General features: G+C 68.4%; 27 protein-coding genes. 11 read left to right on the forward strand and 16 right to left on the reverse strand.

Annotated elements, in window-relative coordinates; genetic code table 11:
* Positions 1–108: 108 nt before the first annotated feature.
* The 6 genes from recF to ACX1D1_RS01575 form a co-directional block, all read right to left on the reverse strand.
* Positions 109–1260: a DNA replication/repair protein RecF gene (gene recF, locus ACX1D1_RS01550; protein WP_459055648.1), complete on the reverse strand. Its 1152-nt coding sequence runs from the start codon at positions 1258–1260 to the stop codon at positions 109–111.
* An 8-nt stretch (positions 1261–1268) separates the two neighbouring features.
* Positions 1269–2150: a phosphogluconate dehydrogenase (NAD(+)-dependent, decarboxylating) gene (gnd, locus tag ACX1D1_RS01555; RefSeq protein ID WP_182781126.1), complete on the reverse strand. Its 882-nt coding sequence runs from the start codon at positions 2148–2150 to the stop codon at positions 1269–1271.
* A gap of 31 nt (positions 2151–2181) precedes the next feature.
* Entirely contained in the window at positions 2182–3342 is a 1161-nt protein-coding gene (gene dnaN / locus ACX1D1_RS01560; protein ID WP_182781125.1) for a DNA polymerase III subunit beta, read from the reverse strand.
* Positions 3343–3462: 120 nt separating this feature from the next.
* Positions 3463–6027, reverse strand: coding sequence for an ABC transporter permease (locus tag ACX1D1_RS01565; RefSeq protein WP_459055649.1), 2565 nt, complete (start codon positions 6025–6027; stop codon positions 3463–3465).
* Entirely contained in the window at positions 6028–6930 is a 903-nt protein-coding gene (locus tag ACX1D1_RS01570; protein ID WP_182781123.1) for an ABC transporter ATP-binding protein, read from the reverse strand.
* Positions 6931–7221: 291 nt separating this feature from the next.
* Positions 7222–7395: a DUF8730 family Cys-rich protein gene (locus ACX1D1_RS01575; RefSeq protein ID WP_182781122.1), complete on the reverse strand. Its 174-nt coding sequence runs from the start codon at positions 7393–7395 to the stop codon at positions 7222–7224.
* 78 nt (positions 7396–7473) lie between these two features.
* Here ACX1D1_RS01575 and ACX1D1_RS01580 point away from each other — a divergent pair, with 78 nt between their 5' ends.
* Positions 7474–9108: an FAD-dependent oxidoreductase gene (locus ACX1D1_RS01580; RefSeq protein WP_459055650.1), complete on the forward strand. Its 1635-nt coding sequence runs from the start codon at positions 7474–7476 to the stop codon at positions 9106–9108.
* A gap of 189 nt (positions 9109–9297) precedes the next feature.
* Here ACX1D1_RS01580 and ACX1D1_RS01585 read toward each other — a convergent pair whose 3' ends face one another.
* Together ACX1D1_RS01585 and dnaA are read right to left on the reverse strand one after the other, a co-directional pair.
* Positions 9298–9579: a metal-sensitive transcriptional regulator gene (locus ACX1D1_RS01585; protein WP_255421932.1), complete on the reverse strand. Its 282-nt coding sequence runs from the start codon at positions 9577–9579 to the stop codon at positions 9298–9300.
* A gap of 158 nt (positions 9580–9737) precedes the next feature.
* Positions 9738–11111, reverse strand: coding sequence for a chromosomal replication initiator protein DnaA (gene dnaA, locus ACX1D1_RS01590; RefSeq protein WP_459055651.1), 1374 nt, complete (start codon positions 11109–11111; stop codon positions 9738–9740).
* A 340-nt stretch (positions 11112–11451) separates the two neighbouring features.
* Here dnaA and rpmH point away from each other — a divergent pair, with 340 nt between their 5' ends.
* From rpmH to ACX1D1_RS01635, 9 genes are all read left to right on the forward strand, one after another.
* Positions 11452–11589, forward strand: coding sequence for a 50S ribosomal protein L34 (gene rpmH, locus ACX1D1_RS01595; protein ID WP_182781119.1), 138 nt, complete (start codon positions 11452–11454; stop codon positions 11587–11589).
* Between the two features lie 12 nt (positions 11590–11601).
* Positions 11602–11952, forward strand: a complete 351-nt coding sequence (rnpA, locus tag ACX1D1_RS01600; protein WP_182781118.1) for a ribonuclease P protein component — start codon at positions 11602–11604, stop codon at positions 11950–11952.
* Positions 11946–12242: a membrane protein insertion efficiency factor YidD gene (gene yidD, locus ACX1D1_RS01605; RefSeq protein ID WP_370585655.1), complete on the forward strand. Its 297-nt coding sequence runs from the start codon at positions 11946–11948 to the stop codon at positions 12240–12242. Before rnpA ends, yidD begins: the two co-directional genes overlap by 7 nt.
* Positions 12243–13391, forward strand: a complete 1149-nt coding sequence (yidC, locus tag ACX1D1_RS01610) for a membrane protein insertase YidC (RefSeq protein WP_459055652.1) — start codon at positions 12243–12245, stop codon at positions 13389–13391. It abuts the gene before it with no gap.
* Between the two features lie 74 nt (positions 13392–13465).
* On the forward strand, positions 13466–13936 hold the full coding sequence (locus tag ACX1D1_RS01615; protein WP_370585654.1) for a Jag family protein: 471 nt from the start codon (positions 13466–13468) through the stop codon (positions 13934–13936).
* Positions 13937–13956: 20 nt separating this feature from the next.
* Entirely contained in the window at positions 13957–14562 is a 606-nt protein-coding gene (rsmG, locus tag ACX1D1_RS01620; RefSeq protein ID WP_459056610.1) for a 16S rRNA (guanine(527)-N(7))-methyltransferase RsmG, read from the forward strand.
* Positions 14563–15739: 1177 nt separating this feature from the next.
* Positions 15740–16570 carry a ParA family protein gene (locus ACX1D1_RS01625; protein WP_255421977.1) on the forward strand — a complete coding sequence of 277 codons (831 nt, stop codon included), beginning with the start codon at positions 15740–15742 and terminating at the stop codon, positions 16568–16570.
* On the forward strand, positions 16567–17457 hold the full coding sequence (locus ACX1D1_RS01630; RefSeq protein WP_459055653.1) for a ParB/RepB/Spo0J family partition protein: 891 nt from the start codon (positions 16567–16569) through the stop codon (positions 17455–17457). The genes ACX1D1_RS01625 and ACX1D1_RS01630 overlap by 4 nt, the downstream gene beginning before the upstream one ends.
* Positions 17458–17525: 68 nt before the next feature.
* On the forward strand, positions 17526–17894 hold the full coding sequence (locus tag ACX1D1_RS01635) for a DUF3817 domain-containing protein (RefSeq protein ID WP_459055654.1): 369 nt from the start codon (positions 17526–17528) through the stop codon (positions 17892–17894).
* Between the two features lie 450 nt (positions 17895–18344).
* Here the strand turns inward: ACX1D1_RS01635 and ACX1D1_RS01640 are convergent, their stop codons facing one another.
* The 6 genes from ACX1D1_RS01640 to trxB form a co-directional block, all read right to left on the reverse strand.
* Positions 18345–19088 carry an SURF1 family protein gene (locus ACX1D1_RS01640; protein ID WP_459055655.1) on the reverse strand — a complete coding sequence of 248 codons (744 nt, stop codon included), beginning with the start codon at positions 19086–19088 and terminating at the stop codon, positions 18345–18347.
* Positions 19089–19106: 18 nt separating this feature from the next.
* Complete coding sequence (locus ACX1D1_RS01645; protein ID WP_459055656.1) at positions 19107–20039, reverse strand: D-alanine--D-alanine ligase family protein; 933 nt, start codon at positions 20037–20039, stop codon at positions 19107–19109.
* 13 nt (positions 20040–20052) lie between these two features.
* The gene (locus ACX1D1_RS01650) at positions 20053–21357 is read right to left on the reverse strand and encodes an aminotransferase-like domain-containing protein (RefSeq protein ID WP_370585652.1); all 1305 of its coding nucleotides are present in this window, start codon (positions 21355–21357) and stop codon (positions 20053–20055) included.
* Between the two features lie 96 nt (positions 21358–21453).
* Entirely contained in the window at positions 21454–22020 is a 567-nt protein-coding gene (locus ACX1D1_RS01655) for a hypothetical protein (RefSeq protein WP_459055657.1), read from the reverse strand.
* Positions 22020–22337, reverse strand: coding sequence for a thioredoxin (gene trxA / locus ACX1D1_RS01660; RefSeq protein WP_182781110.1), 318 nt, complete (start codon positions 22335–22337; stop codon positions 22020–22022). The genes ACX1D1_RS01655 and trxA overlap by 1 nt, the downstream gene beginning before the upstream one ends.
* A gap of 65 nt (positions 22338–22402) precedes the next feature.
* Positions 22403–23338, reverse strand: a complete 936-nt coding sequence (trxB, locus tag ACX1D1_RS01665) for a thioredoxin-disulfide reductase (protein WP_182781109.1) — start codon at positions 23336–23338, stop codon at positions 22403–22405.
* Between the two features lie 132 nt (positions 23339–23470).
* On the opposite strand from trxB, the gene ACX1D1_RS01670 reads away from it, so the two are divergent.
* Entirely contained in the window at positions 23471–23815 is a 345-nt protein-coding gene (locus tag ACX1D1_RS01670) for a hypothetical protein (protein WP_182781108.1), read from the forward strand.
* A 5-nt stretch (positions 23816–23820) separates the two neighbouring features.
* On the opposite strand, the gene ACX1D1_RS01675 is transcribed toward ACX1D1_RS01670, so the two are convergent.
* Both ACX1D1_RS01675 and ACX1D1_RS01680 read right to left on the reverse strand, forming a co-directional pair.
* Positions 23821–24747 carry an enoyl-CoA hydratase/isomerase family protein gene (locus tag ACX1D1_RS01675; RefSeq protein WP_459055658.1) on the reverse strand — a complete coding sequence of 309 codons (927 nt, stop codon included), beginning with the start codon at positions 24745–24747 and terminating at the stop codon, positions 23821–23823.
* Positions 24748–24822: 75 nt separating this feature from the next.
* Entirely contained in the window at positions 24823–25830 is a 1008-nt protein-coding gene (locus ACX1D1_RS01680) for a sugar-binding transcriptional regulator (protein WP_459055659.1), read from the reverse strand.
* Positions 25831–25862: the final 32 nt, after the last annotated feature.

Consider the following 25862-nt stretch of genomic DNA (forward strand, 5'->3'; position numbering starts at 1 on the left):
AAGCGCCGCCGCCGGCATCATGGGCGGCCCGGCCCCCACCACCCACCGCCAAACCCGACCACCACAACCACGGTCAGGTACCGACGCGACGGGGACGGCCGTCGGTCGTCAGGGAGCTAGGGCGGTGACCGTTCCGGCGTCCACGCGGAAGCGACGCTCCGCCGGGAAGTCCGGCACATCCGCCCCCACGGCCGCGGTGATCAGCACCTGCTCGGCGTCCGCGATCGCCGCCGCCAACCGCTCCCGCCGCGACACGTCCAGCTCCGCGAACACGTCGTCCAACACCAGCACCGGCTCCACACCGTCGTCGCGCACCAACGTGAACCCGCCCAGCCGCAGCGCCAACGCCAACGACCATGACTCCCCGTGCGACGCGTACCCTTTCGCCGGCAGGGGTCCGATGGCCAGCTCGACATCGTCGCGCTGGGGGCCCACCAGCGTCACCCCCCGCGACACCTCGTCCCTGCGCACCCGCTCCAGCGCCTCCAGCAGCCGGCCGCGCAGCGCCGCCCTGACGTCCGCCCCCCCGGCCACCCCGTCGAGGTCCAGCACGGTCTTGTACGACGCCGAGATCTGATTGTTGAGCGGCGCGATGGTCTCGTACGCGCGCTGAGCGTGGGGAACCACGTCCGCCAGGGTGTCCAGCCGGGCGTGCAGCAGCTCGGCCCCCAGGGTGGCGAACTGGCCGTTCCAGACCTCCAGGGTGACGGCCTCGTCGCCGCCGCTGGGCACGAACGACCGGCCCGCCATCGCCTTGAGCAGCGCGTTGCGCTGTTTGAGCACCTTGTCGAAGTCCTGCCGCACCCCCGCCATCCGCGGCCAGCGCGTCACGACGAGCGAGTCCAGCCACGCACGCCGATCCGACGGGTCGTCGCGCACGATCGCCAGGTCCAGGGGCGAGAACACGACGGTGCGCAGCGCGCCGATCAGCTCCCGCGGGCGTCCCAACGGCGCCCGGTTCAGGCGCGCTACGTTGGAGCGGCCGTTGGCGATCTCCAGCTCCAGCGAGATCACCCGCGGATCCTCGCGGCCGGCCTGCACCTTGGCCCTCACCACCGCAGTCTCCGCGCCGGCCCGGATCAGCGGCGCCGTGGCCGCCACCCGGTGCGAGGACATGGTGGACAGGTATTCGATGGCCTCCACCAGGTTGGTCTTTCCCTGTCCGTTGGAGCCGACGAACACCGTGACCCCCGACGACAGCGCCAGCGACGCCTCCGTGTAGTTGCGGAAGTCGACCAACGACAGTTCGGTGACGAACACCTACCGGATCAGTCCTTCGACGGCGCGACGGCGTGGCCGCCGAACTGGTTGCGCATCGCCGCGACCATCTTCATGGCCGGCGAGTCGTCCTGCCGCGACACGAACCGCGCGAACAGGCTGGCCGCGATCGTCGGCACCGGGACCGCCAGGTCGACGGCGGCGTTGACGGTCCAGCGGCCCTCGCCGGAGTCCTCCGCGTAGCCCTCGATGGCCTCGAGGTGCGGGTCCTCCCCCAGCGCGTAGGTCATGAGGTCCAGCAGCCAGGAGCGGATGACGGTGCCCTCGCGCCAGGACTCGAACACCTGCGGCACGTTGGTCACCACGTCCGAGGCCTCGAGCAGCTCCCAGCCCTCCGCGTAGGCCTGCATGAGGCCGTACTCGATGCCGTTGTGCACCATCTTGGCGAAGTGTCCCGCGCCGCTCTCGCCCGCGTGGACGAACCCGAACTCGCCCTCCGGCTTCAGAGCCTGGAACGCGGGCATGGCGATCTCGATGGCCTCCTTCGGCCCGCCGGCCATGAGCGCGTAGCCGTTCTCGAGGCCCCACACGCCACCCGAGGTGCCGACGTCGACGAAGTGGATGCCCTTGTCAGAGAGGTATGCGGCGTGCTTGGCGTCGTGGGTCCACTTGGAGTTGCCGCCGTCGATGACCACGTCTCCCGCAGATAGCAGGGGCTTCAACGTCTCGATGAGGGAATCCACGGCGTGGATGGGGACCATCAGCCACACCACGCGCGGGCCTGCTCCGAGCTGAGCGACGAGGTCGGCCTCGTCCTTGGCGTCGGAAATGTCCGGGTTGTGGTCCAGACCGACGACCTCCACGCCGCCGCGGCGGAGCCGCTCGCGCATGTTGCCGCCCATCTTCCCGAGGCCGATCAGTCCGATGCGCATGTGTGGCTCCTTCGATGCCTGGATGGTGGGGTCAGCCGGGCAGGCGCATCAGCATGATGACGTGCCTGTAGTCCGTCAGTGGGTCGCCGTCGATGTTGGGGAGGCCCATGATCAGGCAGGGCTTCCCCGGGAGCGTGAACGAGAAGTGGGCGAACGGCGCGTCGAGCGCGGTGAGCGCGTCCAGCAGGTAGTGGGGGTTGAAGCCGGCGTCCGTGATGGACTGGGAATCGCCCACCACCTCCACCTCGGCCTCGATGGCCTCCGAGGCCTGCGCCTGGTCACCGGTGGCGGCCTCGAGCGCGATGTGGTCCTCGTTGATGCGCATCCGCAGCGGCGTGTTGCGCTCGGCCACCAGCGACACGCGCTTCACGGCCGCCAGCAGGTCTGCCGTGTTGACCCGGACGCTGACGGTGGGATCCACGTTCATCAGGTGGCGGACCTTGGGGAACGCCTGGCTGAGCAGCCTCGTGGTGGCCTCTCGGGTGCTCCGGGAGCTCTGCCCGACGAAGCCCGCAAGCCCTTCACCCTCAGCCTCGGTGGTGGACAGCGAGATGGTGACCGTCTCGCCAGAGGTCATGGACTTAGCGGTGTCCGCCAGCACCTTGCCCGGCACGAGCACCGCGCCCTCCACCGACGGGGAGGACGGGCGCCAGGTGAGCTCCTTGAGCGCCATCCGGTAACGGTCCGTGGCGAGCAGCGACAGCTCCTCGCCGTTGATCTCCAGCTTCACACCGGTGAACACGTTGAGCAGCTCATCGCGGCCGGCGGCGACGAAGACCTGACCGACGGCCTTCTCAAACGTGGCCGCGTCCACCGTGCCGGTCTGGCTGGGCATGTCCGGGAGCGTGGGGTACTCCTCCACCGGCAGCGTCTGGAGCGTGAATCGGGCCTGACCGCAGGTGAGCTCGACCTTCGAGTGGTCCGCGACGAGGTCCACCGGCTTGTTGGGCAACGAGCGCGCGATCTCCGCGAGCAGGCGACCCGAGACAAGGACGGTGCCCTCGTCGTTGACGGTGGCCGGCAGGGTGACCTTGGCCGAGGTCGTCGAGTCGAAGCTGCTGAGCGTCAGCCCGTTGGCGTCGGCCTCCAACAGCATGCCCGCGAGGATCGGTGCGGTGGGGCGCGTGGGGAGGCTGCGTGCCACCCAGGCCACGGCATCCGCCAGCGCCTCGCGCTCAACTCGAATCTTCACAGGGTTCCCCTTCGATCTCGCTACGTGAACAGTCGGTGAGCGCAGCCACGTGGGTGCGCTCGGGACAGACCATCGCCTGCATCATAGCCGGGCCGCTCAGCGCCCATGCCAGCCGCTGACCTACTCGCTGGCGATGGATTCGAGCACGTTGAGCCGCGACGCGCGACGCGCCGGCCCGACCGCCGCCAACACACCGAACAGGGCCGCCACCACGACGAACACCCCCAGCTGGACCCAGGGGACGACCAGAATGTCGATTCCGTCGTCCCGTAGAAGGTTGACCAGGACGGAGCCGAAGACGCCGCCCAGGAGCACGCCGAGCGTGGCGCCCAGCGTGGCCACCATCACCGATTCGAGGGTCACCATGAGCCTCAGCTGCGGCCGGGTCATCCCCACCGCGCGCAGCAGCCCCACCTCGCGGGTCCGCTCCATCACCGAAAGGCCGAGCGTGTTGACGATGCCGAGCACCGAGATCACGACGGCGAGCGCCAGCAGCGCGTAAAGGATGGAGAAGATCTGCTGGAACTGCCCGACCCGGGCCTCCACGAACTCCGCCACGTCCGCCACCACGACGGTGGGCAGCTCGGAGGTGGCCTCGTCTAGGCCCTCGCGCACCGCCGTCAGGTCCGCGCCCGGCTCGGTGAACACCACGACCTGCTGCACCAGCGAGCCGTCGCCGAGTTCGGCGAACGTGTCCGGGTCCACGATGATGTCGCCCAGCGGGGGCGGGCCACCGCCGCCGTTGTGGAGTCCGGTGACGAGAAGCTCGACGGTGCCCCCTGCCGGCGTGGGTAGTTCGAGCAGCTGGCCGAGGCTGAGCCCCTGGTCTTCGGCGAAGTCCGAGGAGATCACGGCCGGGGCGGTGCCGCCCTCGTCGCTGAGCGAGCCGGCCACGACCTCCAGGCTGCTGGCCCGCTCCAGGCCCTCGTCGGTGGCGCCGGTGAGCTGCACGGGCTCGCCGTCGAGAACAGTGGCGCCGCGATAGAACTCGAAGACGGCCTCGACGCCGTCGATCTCCCGTGCCTCCTCCGCGACAGTCGCGTCGAACGGCTGATAGGCCACGGGGCTAATGGTGAAGTCACCGCGCTGATCAGAGGTGAGCCGCTCCTGGATGGAGGTGGTGGTGCTGGCGGCCAGGATGGCCACCGTGGCCACCAGCGCCAGGCCGATCATGAGCGTGGCGGCGGTGGCCGCGGTGCGACGGGGCTGCCGGACCGCGTTGAGCCGGGCCAGCTTGCCCACCTCGCCGAAGAGCGCACGGTAGGCCAGACCGAACAGCCAGATCAGTGGCTTGCCCACCAGGACGGCGGCCAGCACCATGCCCACCAGGAGCAGGACCGCGCCGACGCCGGCCCAGATCAGGGGCTGCGGGACGTCCAGCCAGAGTGCGCACGCGATGGCCGCGATGCCGATCTCGATCATCCCGACGCCGATCAGCGGCAGCCCGCCGAGCCTCTCCGGCCCGGACTGCTGCGCCATCGCCATGGCCTCGACGGGGCGGGTCCGGGATGCCTTCCGCGCGGGCAGCGTGGCCGCCACGAGCGTGATGACGATGCCGATGGTGTAGGACGCGGCCACCGCCTGCCACGTGAAGGTGGGCACGGCGGTGCCGAGGTCGATGCCGAAGAGGCGGAACGCGGCGAGGATTCCCCAGGCCAACCCGTAGCCCACCAGCAGGCCGACGGTGGCGCCGATCACGCCGATGACCGCGGCCTCCGTGAGTACCGAGAGCCGCACCTGCCCGCGGGTGGCGCCGATGGCGCGGAGCAGGGCCAGCTCCCGGGAGCGTTGGGCCACGAGGATCGAGAACGTGTTGAGGATCAGCAGGGTCGCCACCAGGAGCGCGATCCCGGCGAAGACCAGGAGGAACGTGTTGATGAATCCGAGGCCCACGTCGAGCTGATCCTGGATGGTTTCAGCCAGCGAATCTCCGGTCTCGGCGACGAAACCTTCGGGGAGGATCTCCTGGACGGCCTCGGCCACCGCGTCGGGGTCGGCCTCCGGTGCGGTCTGCACCCAGGCCGCGTAGAACCCCTCCTTGCCGCCCTGCACCAGGCGCTGGGCCTCGTCGAGGGTGAAGAACAGGTAGCTGGCGCCGGCCGTGGCCCCCGCGCCGTAGGTGCCGAGACCAACGATGGTGTAGCTCTGGATCCCGTCGACGGGCGTGGACACGCTGAGGGTGTCGCCGACGACGAAGCCGCCGCGCGTGGCGGTGGCCGGGTCCACCATCACCTCGTCCGACGCCTCGGGCACGCGGCCCTCGACGAGGCGTGCCCCCACCTGGCCGCCCGCTGCGGGGAGGTCCACCCAGTTCATCGCGATGCCCGGGGCACCGGGGAACATGATCAGGCGGTTGTCCTGGTCCAGGGGGAAGATCTGGCTGCTGGAGACGATGCCGGCGGCCGCCTGGACGCCGTCCACCTCGCCGATGGCCGTCACCTCGTCGCTGGTGAGCAGGATCTGCTGGGCGCCCGCCGTGGGATCGAACCCCTGGATGCCGCTGGACTCGGGTGAGACGTTAACGTCCGCCAGCGCGCCCTTGACGAGCTGGTCGAAGCTGGAGGACAGCAGATTCGTGAACAGCAACGAACCGGCCACGAAGGCCACACCCAACACGATCGACAGCGCGCTGAGCAGGAGCCGGACTTTGCGCGCCCACAGCGACTTCCAGGTGGCGTGCAGCATCTACTGGTCCAGGAGTGCGCGGCGCGCCATGGAACGTTCGACGGTGGACTCGCCACCGTCGTCGACGGGGCCGCTCGTGGGGGCCGCGCCGCCGTCGCGGTAGACGGCCGTGCCCTCCGCACCCTCCCCGGCGGGCTCGTCCTCCACGGTCTCCGGCGCCCGGTGCGTGGGGGTGTGGCGGGGGTAGATGTGCGACATCGCTCCCAGCAGGTCCTCCTGGGTGGCGCCTCGCATCTCATGCACGATGCGACCGTCCGAGAGGAAGACCGCCCGATCCGCGTAGCTGGCGGCATGCGCATCGTGGGTGACCATGACCACCGTCTGGCCGAACTCGTCGACGCTGCGGCGCAGGAATCCGAGCACCTCCGCGGCCGAGGTGGAGTCCAGGTTGCCGGTGGGCTCGTCTCCGAAAACGATGTGCGGGCGATTCATCAAGGCCCTGGCGCAGGCGACGCGCTGCTGCTGACCGCCGGAGAGCTCGGACGGCTTGTGCGTGAGGCGGTCCCCCAGCGCCAGCACGTCGACGATGCGCTCGAACCACTCCTCGTCGACCTTCTTGCCTGCGATCCGCAGCGGGAGGACGATGTTCTCCCGGGCCGTGAGGGTTGGCACCAGGTTGAAGGCCTGGAAGATGAAGCCGATGCGGTCGCGGCGGAGCTCGGTCAGCGGGGTGTCCGCGAGCGTGGAGACGGCCGTCTCGCCGAGGTACACCTCTCCCGACGTGGGGGTGTCCAGCGCGGCCATGAGGTGCATGAGGGTGGACTTCCCGGAGCCGGAGGGGCCCATGATGGCGGTGAACTCGCCGTCTGCGATCTCGAAATCCACGTCGTCCAGGGCGGTCACCACCGCCGATCCGGATCCGTAGATCTTGGTGAGGCCCCTGGCCCGCGCTGCGATGCTCACGCCCACAAAGGTAGCAGCGGCCTCCAGCGCTGCCAGGGGCGAAATTGCGCCCTGAGCGGGGTTCCCCACAGCTGTGACTTTGAGTGGCTTTGAGTAATTACATCCTCGTTGTACTCATAGCCCCTGTGGAGGCGGTGGATAACTGGTGTCGCGGCTTGTCAGCGCAGCATTGCGGCTGTTGAGCGACTGTGGATGAATCGAAACTACACGTGAAGGATTTGTGGGGAGCGGCCGGGCTGGAAAGTTATCCACAGCCAGGACCCGGCCGCTCTCACACGGTTGTCCGCAGGGTCAGCGGCCCATGAGACGGCCGAAGATGCCGCCGCCCGACGAGGGGGTCTGGGTGTTCTGGTGACCGCCGCACCACTGGCCGGCCGGCACGGAACGCTTGACGGCCTCCACGTGGTTGCCGCATCCGGCCCAGGTGGTCTTGCCGCACTGACGGCACTTGACGGGACTGCACATGTTGATCTCCTTTTGGATTGCTGTCTCGGGTCACCCCGGTTCGCCAACCATACCCCCAGGGGTATAGGATTTCCAAACATGAGAGTTGTAGTCATTGGTGGAGTTGCTGGTGGGATGAGTGCGGCGGCGCGTCTGCGTCGCCTCGACGAGTCCGCGGAGATCATCGTGGTGGAGCGGAGCGGCTATGTGTCCTTCGCCAACTGCGGCCTTCCCTATCACGTGGGCGGAGTGATCGAGGACCGTTCGGCGCTGCTGCTGCAGACCCCGGAGTCCCTGTACAACAGGTTCCGGCTGGACGTGCGCGTGGGCACCGAGGCGGTGCAGATCAACCGTCAGGCCAAGGAGGTCGTGGTGCGCGACGTGGCCACGGGCCGCGAGGAGACCCTCACCTACGACAAGCTGGTCCTCTCCCCCGGCGCCAGGCCCCTCATGCCCCCCATCCCCGGCATCGGCCGCGCGCTGCCCTTGCGCAACGTGGAGGACACGGACCGGATGATCGCGGCCGTCGACGGGGCGCGTACGGCGGTCGTCGTGGGCGGCGGCTTCGTCGGGCTCGAGGTGGCCGAGAACCTGCTGCACCGCGGGATGCAGGTCGCCGTCGTCGAGGCGCTCCCCCAGGTGATGGCCCCGCTGGATCCCGAGATGGTCGTCCCTGTGCACGCGGTGATGCGCGAAGCCGGCATCGATCTCAGGCTCGGCTCCGGCGTCATCGCCATCGGTGAGAAGGACGTGACGCTGGCCGATGGGTCGGTGCTGCCGGCCGATGTGGTGGTCGCGGCCATCGGGGTGCGCCCGGACACCGAGCTGGCCAAGGCCGCGGGCCTGCGGATCGGTCCCCGTGGCGGCCTGCTGGTCGACGATCGCCAGCTCACCAACGACCCCTCCATCTATGCCGTGGGCGACGCCGTCGAGAAGGTGGACGCGCTCAGCGACGAATCGGTGCTGGTGCCCCTGGCCAACACGGCCAACCTGCAGGGCCGGCGGGTCGGGGACGACATCGCGGGTCGCGGGCGGGCCGCCCGTCCCGTGCGCGGCACGGCCATCGTCGGACTCCTCGGCCTCCAGGTGGCTGCCACCGGGTGGAACGAGAAGCGGCTCCGGGACGCGGGGCGCCACTACCTGGCCATCCACACCCACCCCGCTTCGCACGCCACCTACTACCCCGGCGCCACGACGATGGCTCTGAAGCTACTCGTGGACCCGGAAACCGGCCAGATTCTGGGCGCCCAGGGTGTCGGCAAGGAGGGCGTGGACAAGCGGATGGACGTGATCGCCACCGCGATGGCCGGCGGTCTCCGGGCCGACGACCTGGCGGAACTCGAGCTTGCCTATGCGCCGCAGTTCGGCTCCGGCAAGGACGCCATCAACATGCTCGGCTTCATCGCCGAGAACCGGCTCAGCGGCTGGGAGGACAGCATCCAGTGGCACGAGGTGGCGGAGGCGCAGAACGCCGGCGCCGTCGTCGTCGATGTGCGGACCCCCGGGGAGTTCGCGGCCGGCGCCATCCCGGGCGCGATCAACATCCCCGTCGACGAGCTGCGGGACCGGCTGGACGAGATCCCCGACGGCGACGCCCCACTGGTCCTCCACTGTGGGGTCGGCATCCGCAGCCACGCGGCGCTGGCGGCGCTGAGGTCCTCCGGCCGGACGCTGCTCAACCTCGACGGCGGCTATACGACGTGGAAGGCGGGCTCGGGGATCACGCTCCACTGATCCTCACCCCCGGCTCTCCCGTGCACGACACGCCGCCTGAGTGCCTCCCCTAGCCCCCCTAGCCCCGATGGGGCAACGGTGGGCGTCTCGGGCGGCGTGTCGTGCACAAGGAAACGACGAAGGGGCCCTCACCACCGCGGTGGCGAGGGCCCCTTCGTCGTGCTCGGGGCTGTCCTCAGGCGCTCGGCCTCAGGCGAGGCTCAGGAACAGCTTCTCCATCTTGGCCTGATCCAGCGGGTCCGGATCCGGCTGCTCCATGCACTGGCGCAGGCCGATCGAGATGGTGGAGAAGCCGGCTCGGTCCACGGCCTTGGAGACGGCGGCGAGCTGCGTGACGATCTCGTCGCAGTTGCGGCCGTCCTCGATCATCTTGATGATCCCGCCCAGCTGCCCTTGGGCGCGCTTGAGCCGCTTGACCACCGACACCATCTGCTCTGGGTCCAGCTGCATGGGATCAACCTCTTCAATCATGGTCCGAGTATATACCCCCATGGGTATAGGAAGTGATAGCACTCGAACAGCACGGGTTACCCCGCCGAGGTTCCATTGTCACGCGGCGAGCTGATCCACACAACCAGTGGCACGCTGACGCGGCCCCGACGACGGGGTGAGGGCGGCGGGCGAGGCGTTCAGGACTGCTTGATCTGGTTGGTGAGCTCGGTCACCTGGTTGAACAGCACGCGGTCCTTGCCGATCTTCTCGTTGATCTTGCGCACGGCATGCAGGACCGTCGAGTGGTCGCGGCCGCCGAACCGGTGCCCGATCTTCGGCAGCGACATGTCGGTGAGTTCGCGGCAGAGGTACATCGCGATCTGGCGTGCCCCCGCGATGGTCGCCACCCGGCTGCTGCCGGTGAGGTCCTCCAGTGAGATGGAGAAGTACCTGGCGGCCGCGTCCATGATGGTCTGCGCATCGACGGGGGCGGCGTCGTCGGGCATCAGGTCGTTGAGCACCTGCTCGGCGAGCGGGAGCGTGATCTCCTGCTGGTTGAGGCTGGCCAGCGCCGCGACCCTCGTCAGGGCCCCCTCCAACTCGCGGATGTTGGTGGGGATCCGCGAGGCGATGAGCTCCAGCACCTGGGTGCCTGCGGTCAGCCGCTGCTGGGCCACCTTCTTCCGCAGGATGGCGATGCGGGTCTCGAGGTCAGGCGGCTGGATGTCGGTCATCAGGCCCCACTCGAACCGCGACCGCAGCCTGGGCTCCAACGCCTCGAGCAGCTTCGGCGGGCGATCGGAGGTCATCACGATCTGCTTCTGCGCGTTGTGGAGCGTGTTGAAGGTGTGGAAAAACTCCTCCTGGGTCTGGATCTTGGACTCCAGGAACTGGATGTCGTCGACCAGCAGCACGTCGACGTCGCGGTAGGAGCTGCGGAACTCGGCCGTGCGGTTCGAGGAGATGGCGTTGATGAAGTCGTTGGTGAGCTCCTCGGTGGAGACGTACTTCACGCGCAGCTGCTCGTAGTAGTTGGTCACGTAGTGGCCGATGGCGTGCAGCAGGTGGGTCTTGCCGAGCCCGGAGGGGCCGTAGATCATGAGCGGGTTGTACGACTTGCCGGGAGTCTCGGCGACGGCGGCCGCCGCGGCGTGCGCGAAGCGGTTGGACGAGCCGGCGACGAACGACTCGAAGGTGTAGCGCGGGTTGAGCCGGACGTCCTGGGGGCGCGAACGTGGCGCCGCACGCCGTGGCTCCTCGTCCTCATGGACGTCCGGCGCCGTCGAGCTCCACGCGTCGGCCTCCTGCACCATCTGTGGATTGATCATCACCGCGAGGTGGGTGCTCTGACCACAGATGTCGCTCAAGCGCTCCTCGATCTGGGGCCGGAGGCGGGTCTCGAGGCGTTCGCGCGTGGTTTCGTCGCCGACCGCGAGCATCAGCGTGCTTCCGTGCATGTCCAGGGGCTTGGTGCGGCGCAGCCACGCCTTCGTGGGGGCATCGGCGGAGGCGATGACCTCGTTCCACAGGGCTGCCAGGTCCGGCGTCGGTGATTCGCTCACCTCACCCACTTCCCGGCGGTTCGCTCCGCCTTCTCATTCGTCCACAAGGTTGTCCACAAGGGGGATAACTCACCCTAGCGGTACAGCCGACCGGGGCTCACCTGTGGATAAGCTGGAAGGCAGGACAACGAAGTTAGTCCCGTCGGGCCCCACACGCAAGGCGATTTCCGCGACACGCCGGTGACACGCTGGACTACACGGCTGTCATTTGCTTAGTTGTGCGGCTTCGTGGGCGCGGTTTGGTCCCAGGGCCTGTTGCCACGTATCGTTGACCAGTCGCCATTGAGGCGGTCACTTCCCCCTGCCCACCAGGGCAGTTGTACACCAACGACACTGAGCGAGTATTCCCATGACTAAGCGCACGTTCCAACCGAGCAACCGCCGTCGCAGCCGCACCCATGGCTTCCGCGCCCGCATGCGCACCCGCGCGGGTCGCGCCATCCTGTCGGCCCGTCGTGGCAAGGGCCGGACCGAGCTGTCGGCCTAGGTCCGGACGTCGGTGCTGCCAGGTCCTCGTCGGCTCACGAAGCCCAGTGACTTCGGTGTCACCGTCCGGCACGGCTCCAGGGCAGCCAGCCCGACAGTCGTGGTGCACGTGTTGCGCCCCACCACCCAGAATCCACCCGACGTCAGCCGGGTGGGTTTTGTCGTCTCCAAGAAGGTGGGCAACGCCGTGACCCGCAACCGCGTCAAGCGGCGGCTGCGGCACCTCGTCGTCGGCCTGGAGGCCCCGGTCGTGGCAGATGTCGTGGTGCGGGCCCTGCCCGATGCCGCCGTCGCGACGGATCGGCTGGGCGAGGACCTCGCAGACGCCTGGCGGCGCGCGTTCCGGAAGGCGGCGAAGTGCTGAAGTACCCGCTGATCTGGTTCGTCAAAGCCTGGCGCGCTGTCATCTCCCCCTCCTACGGGGACGTGTGCAAGTACCATCCGTCGTGCTCCAGCTACGGGCTGACGGCACTCGAAACCCATGGCGCCGTCAAGGGCGTCTGGCTCACCGGCCGACGGCTCGTGCGCTGCCATCCTTGGGCGGCGGGCGGCGTCGACTATGTGCCCGGCACGCCGGAAGCGGCGGCCTGGGCAGAAGAGAATTCCAACGAATCACGGGACACCAAGTCCCAACCGAAGACTGAGGTGGCTTAAGTGGTCGATCTACTGGTGACGCTGAACATCTGGGACAGCTTCTACGGGGTGCTGTCGGCGATGATGCAGCCGCTGTACTGGGCGGTGTCCGGCCTCGTGGTGTTCTTCCACTGGCTGTACACGCCGCTGTTCGGCGCCGAATCGGGCTGGAACTGGACTTTGGCCATCATCAGCCTCACGGTGGTGATCCGAACCCTCCTCATTCCGCTGTTCGTGAAGCAGATCAACTCCGCGCGCAGCATGCAGATGCTTCAGCCGAAGATGGCGGAGCTGCAGAAGAAGCATGGCCATGACCGGGAGCGACTCGGCCAGGAGACCATGAAGATGTACAAGGAGGAGGGGGTCAGCCCCACCGCCTCCTGCCTGCCGCTGCTCCTCCAGATGCCCATCTTCCTCGCGCTGTTCCGCGTGCTCGAGGGAGTGTCCTCCGGCAATGTCCGCGGCCACTTCTTCAAGATCAACCCGGACCTGGTGTCGTCGCTGCAGAACGCCGAGATCTTCGGCGCCCGCCTGGCGGACCGCATCTTCCCGATGACCTCGTTCGGCCCCACCCAGGCCGTGGGCATCGTGCTGGTGGTGGCGATGGTCGCGGTGTTCTTCGTCACGCAGCTCCAGTTGATGCGCAAGAACCTGCCCCCGGAGTCCCTCACCGGCCCGATGGCCCAGCAGCAGAAGATGATGCTGTACCTCTTCCCCGTCATCTACGCCGCCTCGTCTGTGGTCATCCCCATCGGCGTGCTCATCTACTGGCTCACCTCGAACCTGTGGACCATGGGCCAGCAGGGTCTCCTCATCCGCAACAATCCCGCGCCCAACACTCCTGCGTTCATCGAATGGGAGGAGCGGATGCTGGCCAAGGGCAAGGATCCGCAGGGCATCATGATCGCCCGCGCGGAGAAGCGCCGCGGCAAGACCGGCAACGGCGCTGCCGGCTCACGCCCCGTCTCGCGCCCGGTTGCCCAGGCCCCGGACGCGGAGGGTGGCGATGGCGCTGAGGTCACGGAGGGCGCTGAGGTCGCGGAGCAGCCGACGAAGGTGACCCGTCAGCAGGTGACGCGCCAGACCGTCCGCACCTCCGAGGACGGCAAGCCCGTCGTCGTCCGGCAGCAGCCGAAGCAGGCGCCGCGCTCCGCTCGGAAGAAGAAGTGAGCCAGCCCTCCGAGCAGGGCCCCGACACCCAACCACACACCGCCCCCACCGGGCATGAGGAGAGGACACTTTCCGTGTCGAACAATGAAACCGAAGCCGCCCTGTTGGCGGAGGGCGACCTGGTTGCCGACTACTTCGAAGAGCTCCTGGACATCGCCGATCTCGACGGCGACATCGAGAACTCCGTCCAGGACGGTCGCGCGTTCGTCGTGATCGACACCGAATCGGATCGGCTCGTGGGTAAGGACGGCGAGGTCCTGGACGCCCTGCAGGAGCTGGCCCGTCTCGTCGTGATGACGGAGACCGGGCACCGCTCCAGGCTGATGGTTGACGTGGCGGGGTACCGCGCGCGGCGTCGGGCCGAACTGGTTGCCATGGCGAAGGACGCCATTGCCGAGGTGCAGGAGTCTGGTGATCCGGTGCGGATGGCCGCGCTCAATGCCTATGAGCGCAAGATCGTCCACGACGAGGTCGCCACCGCCGGGCTGCTCAGCGAGTCGGAGGGCGAGCCCCCGAACCGCCGGGTTGTGGTCAGCGCGAAGTGACCGACGAGCAGTCCCCGGAGCTGACGGCTCGAGCGGCACTCTTAGAGTTTCATCGCCGAAGCGCTGAAGAGTTAAGCCGATATGTCGATATATTGGCTTCGCGCGGGATCGAATGGGGACTGCTCGGGCCCCGGGAGGGCGACAAGCTGTGGCAGCGCCACATCGCCAACTCGGTGGCCCTCGACGACGCCATCCCGCAGGGAGTGGAGGTGGCGGACGTGGGCAGCGGGGCCGGCCTTCCCGGGATCCCAGTCGCCATCACCCGGCCCGACCTCACGGTCACGCTCATTGAGCCGCTGTTGCGCCGGGCCAACTTCCTGACGCTGGCAGTTGAGGAGCTGGGGCTGGAGGACCGGGTGGAGGTTCTGCGGGCGCGGGCCGAGGACACGAAGCGCCGCTATGACGTCGTCGTCTGTCGCGCCGTTGCGCCGCTGACGAAGCTACTCGGGTGGACCACTCCCCTGTTCGCCGACGGTGGCCAACTGCTGGCCCTCAAGGGAGAGTCGGCCGAGCAGGAGATCCGTGATGCCAGGCCCACCTTGGTGCGAGCGGGACTCAAAGCAGAGGTGCTGGAGTTGAGTGTGGCCCCGGGCGTCGAAGGCGCGAGGGCGATCCGCGTTAGCTGACACCCGCGTCTCCAGCTCGAGCTGGGTTCTCAGGGCTGTGAGGCGTGACCCGCTCTCCGGGCGGCCCCTCGTGGGCCTGTCCTGTCATTCGCCCCGGTCGAGCATGGGTCGGGGCCTGCGGCGCTTTTGAGGGCCGCCCGGAGAGCGGGTCACGCCTCACAGCCGGCTCCCAGCGTGGCCTTGCCTGGGTCCGGGAGCCGATCGTCATGGCGGCGCCGGGGTTGGGACTCCCTGAGCGGGATGCCGGCTGAGTGATCCTCGGGTTGGGCATCACGACGCAGAACCGCCACGACGAGCGACGCCCTTCTGCCAGGGGCTGTGTCCCTGGCCGGTGAGAGGGGCGTTGGCGTAGATGTAGCAGGACGGGCAGGCCGGTGCCGCTCCCGATCCCACTGGACTTGCGGCCGCAACGGTCCCGCCGGACGAAGCCGCTTTCCGCTGGTTGAGCCGGGCCTCGTTCCCCCGCTGGTTGAGCCGGCCCTAGCCGCGAAGCGGCGCAGCCCGCGTCGAAACCGACGTCGGTCTTCAGGTAGAACTACCTGCGGGACTCTGCACCGGGTGCCAAGGGTTTCGACGCAGCAGCGGGCGCTTCGCGCCGCGGCTGGCCCAACCAGCGGTGGCGGTGAACCGGGCCCGGTATAGGCGCGAGGCGGCGCGTGCCAGGTCGACTTGGGTTGAGCCGGACATAGGGGCGAAGCGGAGCGGCCTGTGTCGACTTGGGTTGAGCCGGTCATAGGGTTGAGCTCGCCCCCGCTGGTTGAGCCGGGCATAGCGGTGAATTCGCGCAGCCCGCGTCGAAACCGACGTCAGTCTTCAGAGAGACCTAGCTGCGCATACTGCACCGGGTGCCGTGGGTTTCGACGCGGCAGCGGGCGCTTCGCGCCGCGGCTGACTCAGCGAGCGAATAGGTGTTCATACGCCGTGCTCATCCGCTCGGAGCGTTTCACGTGAAACGCGGCGCTCACACTTCGCGGTCCGCCACCCGAGTTGGGTAGAGTCATCGCGGACACCAAGGAGGCCCCGGATGGCGTTGTTCTTCCGCAAGCGCAAGGCGCAGCAAGCGAATGATGACGAGCTGTGGAAGCAACACAGCAACGTTTCACGTGAAACGGGGTTGCACCCCAGACGAGCCGCTCGCGATGCCGAGGCCAGCGTCGAATCCGAGTACGGCGATGAGATGGTCGACTTCGACTCCCCCGCCGCGACTCTCCCCCGGCCTGCGAGCCCACGCATCGTCGTGGTCGCCAATCAAAAGGGCGGCGTGGGGAAAACGACCACGACAGTGAACATCGCTCATGCGATGGCCTTGGGCGGTCTCAATGTGCTCGTCGTCGACAACGACCCCCAGGGCAACGCCTCCACCGCCCTTGGCATCAAGCACAGCCCCGGTACGAAGGGTACCTACGAGGTTCTCCTCGAAGGCGTCGGCATCATCGAACACGCCCAGCCGTCTCCGCACTCGCCAAATCTGCATGTACTTCCTGCCGCCATCGATCTCGCGGCGGCGGAACTCGAACTTGTGAATCTCCGCGGCCGTGAGCACCGGATGCGTGATGCCATCAAGCAGTACGTGGACGAGTCTGGCGTGGACTACATCTTCTTCGATTGCCCGCCGTCGCTGGGACTGCTCACATTGAACGCCCTCGTGGCTGCCAACGAGATCCTCGTGCCCATCCAGACCGAGTACTACGCACTCGAGGGCGTCACCCAGTTGATGCGCACCATCGCACGGGTCAAGGGCAACCTCAACGACGATCTAGAGCTGAGCACCATCCTCCTCACCATGTATGACGCACGGACGAATCTGTCGCGGGAAGTGGCCGACGAGGTTCGCAAGCACTTCCCGGACCAGACGCTGACCCAGGAGATCCCGCGCTCCGTGCGCATCGCTGAAGCCCCCAGCTACCAGCAGACCGTCCTGAACTACCAGCCCAAATCTCCGGGCGCACTCGCGTATACGGCCGCCGCACGCGAGATGGCTGAGCGCGCCCAGAAGGTGGAGGAATGATGGCTGTACTGAAGAAGAGCGGCCTCGGCCAAGGCCTTGGGGACCTGTTCGCCCGAACCGACGACGACAAGGCCGAACAACTCAGCGACGGCTCCACGTTCGCCGACCTGCCACTCCAGCAGATCTCCCCGAATCCCCATCAGCCGCGCACGGTCTTCGACGAGGACGACCTCAACGAGCTGGCTGACTCGATCGCCGAGTTCGGTGTCCTGCAACCGGTTGTTGTGCGTCGGAGCGGCGATGACGCCTACGAGTTGGTGATGGGGGAGCGACGTCTCCGTGCCAGTCAGCTCGCCGGCCGCGAGACCATCCCCGCCATCATCCGAGGGACCGACGACACCGCCCTCCTGCGCGACGCCCTCCTGGAGAACCTTCACCGGGCCAACCTGAACCCCATCGAGGAGGCGAACGCGTACTCCCAGCTGCTCCGTGACTTCGAGTGCACGAAGGAGGACCTCGCCCAGCGGATCCACCGGTCCCGCCCACAGGTTTCCAACACGTTGCGTCTGCTCAACCTGCCAACGCGGGTGCAGACGAAGGTCGCGGCGGGCGTCCTGTCCGCCGGCCACGCGCGCGCCCTCCTGGGCCTTCCCGACGCGAACGCCCAGGAGGAACTGAGTGAGAGGATCATCGCCGAGGGGCTGTCGGTCCGGTCCACCGAGGAGATCGTCGCGCTGGGGCGGGGGAGTGCCCACCGCTCCAGCGTCGCGCGGACCCCGAGGATTCCCTCCGAGCGGGAGCGGGAGCTGGCCACTCACCTGAGTGACCATTTCGACACTCGGGTCAAGGTGAACATCGGACGGAACAAGGGCCGCATCACCATTGAGTTCGCCAGCGGTGACGACCTGGACCGCATCGTCGCAGTGCTGGACGGCAGGACGCTCTAACGCTAAGCATCTCTAGCAGTAAAGCAATATAGCGACAAAACTATAGATCGAGTTAACGAGGAACTGACATGACCACCGCGACCCCCGCCGCGACCGTCGCCCCAAGCGACATCCCCGCCATCAGGTCCGCCCTGCTGCGCTACCGCATCATGGCCTATGTCGTCGGCGTGCTCCTCGTCGTGCTGGTGTGCGTGGGCCTCCCCCTGAAGTACATCTGGGGAGACGGCCGGGTGGTGGTGTGGACCGGGATGCCGCACGGCTGGCTGTACATGGTGCTCCTCATCACGGCCTACGACCTCGGTCGCCGGGTGAAGTGGTCCATCAAGTGGTTCCTGGTCATCATGGCCGCGGGGACGGTGCCGTTCCTGTCGTTCGTCGCCGAGCACTTCGCCACAAAGAACGTCCGGGCGACGATCGCGGCCAGCGAGACCGAGTGAGATAGGCATCTGGGCCACGCCGTTTCGCGGGGTCCTACTTCGGTCCCTGATGGTTCCGCGTCGCGAAGCGACCGTGGGAGTCTCGAAGGGTCGAGAACTCGGACCTGACAGCGAGGGTGGGGGACGGCAGGGCGGCACTGCGCAGCGGTGCCCAACCCGAGGATCACCAACCGGCATCCCGCTCGAGCTGACCTGACCCCCACGCCGCCCTGCCGGCCCGCACCCGGGACCAGGCAACGCCACAGGAGGACCGAGTGCGGGGAGACGGGAGACGAGGCCCGGGCGGCCTCCACCACTCGGCCACAGTGTGACCAGCGACGGTCAGCAAAGCCATGGATAGCGGCCGCCCGGGCCTCGACTCACGGCTCATCGCACCGACAACGAGATCTGCGTGAAGGTGGTAGTCACGACCCTTCGAGACAGGCCACGCCGCTTCGCGGGCGGCCCTCCTCAGGGAGCGGCTAGGGGGCGGCCCTCCTCAGGGAGCGGTTGCTGCACCTCATCAGCTGAGGCAAGTCGTTTGGCGTCAGCGGCGTCCTTCCCGAAGCCGCGAGCGACGTAGATTCCGAACGCCACCGCACCAGCCGCGAACACCCACCACTGCAGCGCATACCCGCGATGCGTCGCCGACCCCTCCGCCTCGGGGAGCACCAGCGGCGCTGCGCTCAGCCCCTGCGCCGTCGACGCCTCCGCGGGGAGCGTCACGTAGCCCCCGATCAAGGGCGACGGCCACCCCTGAGCCAGCGCCTGCACCCTCAGCGACCCAATATCCGCCCCCACCGCAACACTCTCAGCCGGCAGGTCTGACGACAGGAACACCCCGGCCACGTCCTGTTCACCGCTCGGTGCGGCGGGGGCCACGGCTCCCTGTTCGACGATCCCGCGCACCACCGCGACGTGCCGGCCGTCGTCCATCTCGAACGCAGTGACCACACGCAGCGGCCACTGCTCTCCGACCAGCACCTCATCGGTGGTGTAGGCCCCGGTGAGGGTGACCTGTCGGCCGTACACGTCGTCGATCTCCCCGCTCTCCGCGACACTCTCAGCCAGCGCAACCGGCTCCAGAGCCGCACGCTCGGCCGACACGTCGCGCGTGGATTCCTCGTAGGACGACATCTGCCACAGCCCGAGCGTCAGCATCACGGCGGCGACGACGAGCCCCGCCGTCACCGCGACGGCCTGCTTCGCGCGCACCCTCACGTCTACCGCCACTCAGCCGCGGGCGAGGTCCACCAGTGTGGCGAACACCTCGCCCAATTCCCGGCCGGCGGCCTCGAACGCCAGGGGTGCCAGCGACGTCTCCGTCATGCCTGGCGCGACGTTGCCCTCGAAGAAGACGGGCCTCCCGGACCGCTCGACGATCATGTCCACCCGCGACAGGTGCCTGAGCCCGAGTGCCCGATGGACGGAGACCGCGAGCTCACCGGCCGCCGCGAGCACGTCGTCGTCCAGTTCGGCGGGGGTGACGAAGCGGGTGGCGCCGGCGGTGTAGCGGGATTCGTAGTCGTAGACCCCGGACTGGGGCCTGATCTCGACGGCAGGCATGGCGACGGGGCCGTCACCCTCGTCGAGCACGGTCACGGCGATCTCGGTGCCCGTCAGGAACGACTCGATGACGGCCACCGCACCGTAGGCGTAGGCCGCGACCAGGGCGGCCGGGAGACCCGACGCATCGTCGACCTTCGTCACGCCGAGCGCGGATCCGCTCCTCGACGGCTTGACCATCAGCGGGTAGCCGAGCTGCGCCCCGATGCCCTCCATGAGCGCGGGGGCGCCGAGCTCGCGGAAGATGTCGTGGGGGAGTGCGATCTGCTTCGGGGCGGCCAGCCCCGCGCCGCGCACCACGGAGGTGGCGATGGACTTGTCGAACGTGAGCCTCGACGACGCACCGGCCGGTCCGACGAAGGGGACGTTCAGCACTTCGAACACCTCGCGCAGCGCCCCGTCCTCGCCGAGGCCGCCGTGCAGCATCGGGACGACGACGGCGTCCGGGGTGCGTCGCACCAGCGGGATGAGGTCTGCGTTGACGTCGGCCTCGATCACCTCGCGGCCCACGTCGCGCAGGGCCTGGGCGACCCGTCGGCCGGACCGCAGCGACACGTCGCGCTCGTGGCTCAACCCACCGGCAATCACGATGATCGTCATGGATAACTCCTTGTCAGCTGAGGTCTGGGCCGGGCCCGGAAGGGCGGCGCCGGTCAATGGGGGAGGCCTCGATCCCGAAGGTGGTCATCACTTCGAGCTCGCGCCGCACGACGTCGGCGAAGCGCTGCACACCGGTCTTGATCCGGTCCGGCGGCGGGAAGCAGAACGACAACCGCACGTTGCGCGCGCCCTGGCCGTCGGCGTAGAACGCGCTGCCGGGCACGAACGCGACGCGCGCGTTGACCCCGCGGGGCAGCATGGCCTGCGAGTCCAGGCCTTCGGGGAGAGTGACCCACACGAAGAACCCGCCGGCCGGGCGCGTCCAGGTGGCGCCGTCGGGCATCTCCTCGGCGAGGCTGTGGAGCATGGCGTCGCGGCGCTCGCGATACATATTGCGGTAGATCCCCACCTGCCCCTTCCAGTCCTGGGTGGACAGGTAGGTGGAGATGGCGAACTGGCTGAACACAGGCGGGCAGAGCGTGGCCGACTCCTGGGCCAGCACCAACTTCTCGCGGACGGCGTGCGGCGCCAGCACCCATCCGACACGGAACCCGGGGGCGAACGTCTTGGAGAACGAGCCCAGGTAGATCACGTCGGCGTCCACCGAGCGCATCGCGGGCAGCGGCTCGGCGTCCAGGTTGAGCAGCCCGTAGGGGTTGTCCTCGACGACGAGGATGCCCGCCTCCGCGCACACGGACAGGATCTCGAGGCGACGCTGCCAGGGCTGGGTCTTGCCCGACGGGTTGTTGAAGTTGGGGATGGTGTAGAGGAACTTGATCCGCTTCCCCGCCTTCTTCAGCCGAGCCGCCGTCTCCCGGAGCGCCGCCGGGTCCAGTCCGTCGTCATCTGAGGAGACGTGCACCACCTCGGTCTGGTAGCTGAGGAAGGTGCCCAGCGCGCCCACGTACGACGGCGACTCCGCCAGCACCACGTCGCCTGGATCGCAGAAGATGCGCGTGACGAGGTCAAGGCCCTGTTGTGAGCCGGCGGTGATGACCACGTCGTCGGCGTGCGCGGTGATGCCCTCGAGCGCCATGACGTCGAGGATCTGCTCGCGGAGCACGGGCTCGCCCTGGCCGGAGCCGTACTGCATCACCTGGGTGCCGTTGGTGCTGATCATGTGCGCCATCGACGCGGCGATGTCTGCGAGCGGCAGGTCCTTGATGTTGGGCATGCCCCCGGCGAGCGAGACGATCTCCGGGCGGTTGGCCACGGCGAACAGTGCCCTGACGGCGGAGACCCGCATGCCGTTGGTGCGCTGGGAGTAGCTGTCGACGAACCGGTCCAGCCGGGTGTCGTGCCTCGAGTGCTCGCTCACGTTGTCTTACCTTGCGTTCGGGACGCGGCCGCCGTGGGCGACTCGCGTTGAGCCTGCGCCCACCCTATCCGGTCCTGCCAGGCTGACCGCGGGACACTAAGGGGTGACCGCTGTCTCGAACTCGGTCAGGAGCACCGCCAGGTCCTGCGTGGCGTGCTCGGTCACCGCGAGCAGGAGGAGGCCTGTCTCCTCCTTCACCCGCCCACATGCGGGCAGCGACGTGTCCACAGACAGCCCGCACAGCGTGCCGCCGCCCCCCACGTCAGCGGCATCCTCGACGCCGGCGTCCGCCACGTAGGTGGCCGCATCCTCTTCGGGCCAGGTCATCACGAAGATCACCTTGTTGACGCCGTCGGAGTAGTCCGCCCGGACGATGCGCTGATTCTCCGGCGCCGGGCCGTTGCTCTCGGTCACGTCCCCGCGGACGAGATCTCCCACCTGGACGGGCGGGTCCATGCTGAGCTTTGGCGACGGGGTGGGGGTGGGAGACTCGGAGCTCCCGGTGGCCCCGCCCAGGCCCGCGCCGATGAGTCCACCGGCTATCACCAGGGCGGCGGCGATGGCCGGCCCCAACAGCCGCCCCCACCAGGGGGCGGCCGACTGCGGGGTGTCGTCGGACACCGCCGTCCAGGCGGCGCGCGTCGGGGTTGGGCTGCTGCTCATCAGAGCAACTCGTCGATGGCCTTCTTCAGGGCGCCCTTGGTTTTACCGCCCGTCAACGACTTGGCAACCCGTCCGCCCTGGAAGAATTGCAGTGTGGGGAGGCTGAGGACGCCCTGCTCGGCGGCGAGGCCCGGGTTGGTGTTGGTGTCCACTTTCACGAACTTCACGTTGCCGTACTCCTTCGAGAGCTCCTCGACGATGGGTGCGATCTGCCTGCACGGCGCGCACCAGTCCGCCCAGTAGTCCACCACGACGAGCGTGTCTGCCATGAGGACCTCGTCGACGAAGGTCTTCTCCGTCACGTCGGTGACTGCCATGGTGCTGCCTCTCAAGAATGGGATAGGTCAACAGAGTCTATGCGCCCGGCCCCGCGGGACCGGGATCAGTCCTCGAGCGCCTGCAGGTACTTCTCGGCGTCGAGTGCCGCCGCGCAGCCGGTCCCCGCCGCGGTGATGGCCTGCCGGTAGGTGTGGTCCACGAGGTCGCCGCAGGCGAAGACGCCTGCAACGTTGGTGGCGGTGGTGCGTCCGTCCACCAGTACGTAGCCCTCGGCATCGGTGTGCACCTGGTCCTTGACGAGGGCCGAGCGGGGGTCGTGGCCGATGGCGATGAACACGCCCTGGACGTCGAGGTCCCGCAGCTCGCCCGTGTGGGTGTCCTTGAGGGTGATGGATTCGACGGACTTCGTGCCGTTGATGGTCTCGACCACCGAGTTCCAGGCGAACTCGATCTTGGGGTCACGCATGGCGCGATCCACCATGATCTTGGAGGCGCGCAGTTCGTCGCGACGGTGGACGATGACCACCTTGGAGCCGAAGCGGCTGAGGAACGTGGCCTCCTCGACGGCGGAGTCACCGCCGCCGATCACGGCGATGGGCTTGTCGCGGAAGAAGGCGCCGTCGCAGGTGGCGCACCAGGACACGCCGCGGCCGGACAGGCGCTCCTCGTCGGGGAGGCCGAGCTTGCGGTAGCCCGATCCCATCGCGAGGATGACGGACTTGGCGTGGTACTCGGTGTCCTCGGAGTCCTTGACGATCTTGATCTCGCCGGTGAGGTCCACTGCGGTGGCGTCGTCGGTGATGAGGATGGCGCCGAAGCGCTCGGCCTGCCTGCGCATCTGGTCCATGAGGTCCGGGCCCATGATGCCCTCGGCGAAGCCGGGGAAGTTCTCCACCTCGGTGGTGTTCATGAGGGCGCCGCCCCCCTCGAACGATCCCTCGAAGATCACCGGCTTGAGGTTGGCGCGGGCGGCGTAGATGGCCGCGGTGTAGCCGGCGGGGCCGGAGCCGATGATGATGACGTCGTGCACGGTGGGCATGCTTCTCCTTCGCGGGGGCGGTCAGCCGCCACCATCGTAGTGTGCTCCTGACGGAGATGAGGCGGCCGCGTCGAGTATACCCCCAGGGGCATACGGTGCCGTTCGGGTGCTGTCAGGAGTAGCCTTCGCAGCATGAGTGAGGAGCTGTCCCGGGACGAGCTGCACGCCGCCCTCGAGGTGCGCCGCGAGATGGGCACGGAGATCGAACCGGCGCTTGTGGATTCATTGGCGGCGAAGGTGGAGGCCACCGTCCGCCGTCGATACGAGGCCGAGCTCGCCGCCACCAAGGCGCAGTCGGCGGCGGAGCGCCAGGGCCAGGGAGGCCGCCTCGCCCTCGCGATCGTGTCGCTCGTGATGGCGATCCCGCTGACGGCGATCGTCCTGCAGTTCGGAATCGCGGCGCTGCTCATGGTGTGGGTGGGCATCGTGCTGGTCAACGTCGCGATGGCCTTCAAGCCCCCCGGCACCGGCCGCTAGGGTCGTCAGTACTCGAACGCCCGCGCCACCTCGTCCAGGGGAACCTCCTCCAGGGAGGCGTGCCGCCAATGCGGGGCGTTGTCCTTGTCCACCAGGAGCGCCCGCACCCCCTCGACGAAGTCCCCTGAGGGGATCACCGTCTCCGCGAGCCTCAGGTCCTGCGCCAGCACCTCGCTGAGCCTGAGCGAGCGGGCGCGCACGATGGCGCGCGCCGTGACGTGCACCGCGAACGGGCTGCGGGCGCGCAGCTCGCGTCCCGCCGCGCGGGCCTCGTCCGCCGGGTGGTTCTCCAACTCCCCGATGATCTCGAGCACATCCTCGGAGGCGTAGCACTCGTGGATCCAGGCGGCGGACTCGGCGAAGAGGGGAGCCGGGAGGTCGCCGTCGGCCGACTCGTCTGCCAGCCCCATCAGGAGCGCGTCACCGCCGGTGAACGTGGCGGAGGTCAGCGCCACGTGCTTGCCGACGGCGCCCGCCCGCGACAGCTCGTACAGCACGCCGGCATCCGGCACGAAGCCGATCTTCGTCTCCGGCATGGCCATCACGGTGTCCGCGTAGACGATCCGACGGTCCACGTGCGCGCCGATGCCCAGCCCGCCGCCCATCGAGACGCCGCGCAGGAAGGACGTGACGGGCTTGGGGTAGTTGGCCAGCATCATGTCCAGCGCATACTCGGTCTCCAGGTACTGCAGGAACGGGCCGCCGTCGCGGACCAGCTGGACCAGTGCCCGCACGTCCGCGCCGGCGCAGAACCCGCGCTCGCCATTGCCCGCGAGCTCCACCGCTGTGACCGCATCGTCGTCGTGCCAGGCGGTGAGCGCGGCATACATCGCGGTGAACATGTCCTCGGTGAGGGCGTTGATCGCGCGGGGCCGGTTGAGGGTGATGCGGGCGATCCCGTCCTGCACCTCGGTGACGATGAATTCAGACATGGGGGCCAGCCTAAGTGAACCCGCGGGGGGCTGTCTGCCGGGAGTGGAGCAGCGTTTCGGCGTCCCGACGGGCCGTCACACCACGCGGATGCCGGGCTTCATCCTGTTGAGGACCGCGCGGGCGGTCTCGGCGTCGATCACCAGGTCCGTGGCCACCCCGGCGCGGAGCGCGCCCAGCACGGGCGCCGCCTTCGACAACCCGCTCACCACGCAGATCCGGCGGGGCACCGTCTGCAGCTCGGCCGGTGTCATGCCGGTGGCGCGTCTGTTGATCTCAAGGTCGCGGTAGGAGCCGTCCTCGCGCAGCATGACGGTGCACACGTCGCCCACCACGTTCTGCTCGCGGAGGTGGCGCAGGTCCGTTTCGCTCAGGTAGTTCGACGAGTACACGTGGCTCTGCAGCTCCGAGTGGAGGCCGCCGACGCCGAACAGCGCCACCCGGCAGTTGGCGCGCACGGCCAGGATGTGGCGGGTGCTCTGCTCGCGCCACATCGCTTCCTTGGTGGCGGGGTCATCGAAGAAGGCGGGCAGGGCCAGCAGCTGCTCCTGGCCGCCGAAGGCCTGGGCGAACTTGTGCAGGATGCTGCCCACGTACGGCAGGCCCGTGGTCTGGTGGTTGGCGCCGCCGTTGAGCCCGATGACGGTGACGCCCGTCAGGTCGCGGGGGTGCAGGTGGGTGGCGATGGCGGAGACGGTGGTGCCCCACGCGATGCCGACGATGTCGCCGTCCTGCACCGCGTTGCTGAGGAGGCCGGCGGCCATCCGCCCCACCTGGTCCAACCGGAAGATGCTGCTGGCCCCGGGGCGGACGTGGACGAGGTGTGCGGTGACGTGGAAGTACTTCTCGAAGAGTTCGGCCATCCGGTTGAGCGGACGGTCGGGATCCACGATGGAAACGCGCACCAGGCCGCGATCCCGGGCCTCCTTGAGAAGCCGCGACACCGTCGATCTGGAGACCCCGAGGTGGTGCGCGATGGCGTCCATCGTCTCGGATTGGACGTAGTACATGCGCGCCACCGTGAGCAGTGAGTCGCTGGTGCGGTTGACCACTCGCCCCTCCTTGGACTCGTCGTACACCGTCACCGGCAAGTCTAGACCAAGCTGTGCACGAACGT

Source organism: Tessaracoccus luoxuelianae, assembly GCF_054483915.1.